The sequence below is a fragment of the Parasphingorhabdus sp. genome, assembly GCF_036964675.1.
GTDB lineage: Bacteria > Pseudomonadota > Alphaproteobacteria > Sphingomonadales > Sphingomonadaceae > Parasphingorhabdus.
Genome location: NZ_JBALTF010000083.1, coordinates 7,199 through 9,397, shown reverse-complemented (window position 1 = coordinate 9,397; position 2,199 = coordinate 7,199). Strand labels below are relative to the sequence as shown.

Genomic DNA, 2,199 nt, shown 5'->3' with positions numbered 1-2,199 from the left:
GTCTGGTCGAGTTGAAGGCGGTCTGCGAATGCGGACGCAAGGCGACGATGAACTTGCGGATCGATGAAACAGGCAAAGCCATCGCTGCCGGCGCACAGACGGAAATTGGCGGCAATGAAAGCTATCTGGCGCTGTGCCGGAAACATTTTCGGGAGCGGTTCAATGGTTAGCTGTCATTCCAGCGAAGGCTGGAATCCAAACCAAGTTTGTGACATGCGCAAATTGGGTTAGGCCAGCTACAGGTCGGATTGTTCCCCGGACAATCCTTGGACATGCGGGGCATGTCCAACCTGCAACTCCTTCGCTGGGGCGACGAAAGAGATTGATGGCACAGGAACTCTCGAAAATTTTGGAAGACGGCCCAGTGCGTCTCGAACCGCTGGCCGAGCATCATCTCGAACCACTGCGCGCAGCCTGCACGGAGGATCAGGAGATCTGGGAGATTTACCCGGTGTCTATGCTGGACGAACATTTCGACAAGGCGATGGAAGCGTTCCACAATACCGGCAATTGGACGCGCTTTGCCGTGATCAACACGGATACCGGCAGGCTGGTCGGCATGAGCAGCTATATAGATCCCGATGCAATCGCCAAAGTGACGGAAATCGGCGGAACCTATATCGCGCCATCGGTGCGCGGAAGCGGCTTCAATGGCATCATGAAAAAGCTGATGATCGACCATGCTTTTGCTTGCGGCTTCACCCGGATCGAATTTCGCGTCGACACCCGCAACAAACGGTCCATGGCGGCGGTGTTGAAGCTGGGTGCGAAGCATGAAGGTACGCTGCGCAAGAACCGGATTACCTGGACCGGCTATGTCCGGGATACAGCGGTTTTTGGGTTGCTGAAAGACGAGTGGACGCTTTGAGACCGCACGGCTGGATCATCCTCGACAAACCGCTGGAACTTGGCTCGACCCAGGCTGTCGGGGCGGTGAAGAGGAATTTGCGCGAGGCGGGCTTGCTCGGCAAGGGCAAGGACAAGCTCAAGGTCGGCCATGGCGGGACGCTGGATCCGCTGGCGACCGGGGTTTTGCCGATCGCGATCGGCGAGGCGACGAAATTGTGCGGGCGGATGCTCGATGCTTCCAAGATTTATGAATTCACCATCGGTTTCGGGGCGGAAACCGAGACATTGGATGTCGAGGGGGCGGTGACGGAAACGTCCGATCATCGGCCGAGCTTGGCAGAGGTTGAAGCCGTCTTGCCGCAGTTCACCGGGCCGATTGAACAGATACCGCCGAAATATTCGGCGCTGAAGATTGATGGCAAGCGGGCCTATGATCTGGCTAGAGCAGGGGTTGCGGTGGAGATGAAGCTGCGCGGGGTGACGATATACAGTCTATCCATTCGTCATCCTGATACCTCCAGTCGTCATCCTGAACTTGTTTCAGGATCTCCCGAGGTCCTGAAACAAGTTCAGGATGACGAAGCGCTTGAGGGCATCACCCTCATCGCCAAGGTCTCCAAGGGCACCTACATCCGCTCGCTCGCCCGCGACATTGCCCGTGCCTTGAACACGGTCGGTCACGTCACCATGTTAAGGAGGACCAAAGCCGGTCCCTTCACCCTGAAACAGGCGATTTCGCTGGACAAACTCAACGAAATTGGTAAGGGCGCGGACATTACAGACTATCTTTTGCCGCTTGAGGCAGGGCTGGACGACATCCCGGCTTTTGACCTCACTCCTGATCAGGCAAAACTGCTTCGGCAAGGCATGACGCTGGACGAACAGGAAATGATCGGGAACCCCGCACTCAACGGGCTTTTTCTGGCGACAGAGAACCATGGTTCTCCGGTTGCGCTGGCCGAGCTTGTTGATGGCACCGTCAAGGTGGTGCGCGGGTTCAATATGTGAATGATGTTCGAAGGAAAAATTATATGACGATTACCGCAGAAAAAAAACAGGAACTGATCAAGAAATTCGGCCAGACAAAGGACGATACCGGTTCCCCGGAAGTTCAGGTTGCCGTGCTCACCGAGCGCATCGTGAACCTGACCGAGCATTTCAAAGGCCATCACAAGGACAATCACTCGCGTCGCGGATTGCTGATGATGGTCAACAAACGGCGCAGCCTGCTGGACTATCTTCGCAAGAAAGATGTCGAGCGTTACGCCAAGCTGATCAAGGACCTTGGTCTGCGTAAGTAGGAATTTTGAACGCGGCCTCCCGAGTGGGGGCCGTTTTCTTATGACCGTT

Annotated in this window: 3 protein-coding genes and 1 pseudogene; all 4 read left to right on the top strand. The window is 55.9% G+C overall.

Annotated elements, in window-relative coordinates:
* Positions 1 to 170 (top strand): annotated as a pseudogene (locus tag V7665_RS12185) (thymidine kinase); the annotation flags it as partial.
* Between the two features lie 155 nt (positions 171 to 325).
* On the top strand, positions 326 to 868 hold the full coding sequence (locus tag V7665_RS12180; protein ID WP_335664804.1) for a GNAT family N-acetyltransferase: 543 nt from the start codon (positions 326 to 328) through the stop codon (positions 866 to 868).
* Positions 856 to 1,857, top strand: a complete 1,002-nt coding sequence (truB, locus tag V7665_RS12175; protein WP_335664803.1) for a tRNA pseudouridine(55) synthase TruB — start codon at positions 856 to 858, stop codon at positions 1,855 to 1,857. Before V7665_RS12180 ends, truB begins: the two co-directional genes overlap by 13 nt.
* A 23-nt stretch (positions 1,858 to 1,880) precedes the next feature.
* Positions 1,881 to 2,150 carry a 30S ribosomal protein S15 gene (gene rpsO / locus V7665_RS12170; protein WP_323800340.1) on the top strand — a complete coding sequence of 90 codons (270 nt, stop codon included), beginning with the start codon at positions 1,881 to 1,883 and terminating at the stop codon, positions 2,148 to 2,150.
* The last annotated feature ends 49 nt before the right edge of the window (positions 2,151 to 2,199 follow it).

Coding starts and splice junctions, on each gene's coding strand:
- V7665_RS12180 (WP_335664804.1), top strand. CDS start 326: ATGGCACAGGAACTCTCGAAAATTTTGGAAGACGGCCCAGTGCGTCTC.
- rpsO (WP_323800340.1), top strand. CDS start 1,881: ATGACGATTACCGCAGAAAAAAAACAGGAACTGATCAAGAAATTCGGC.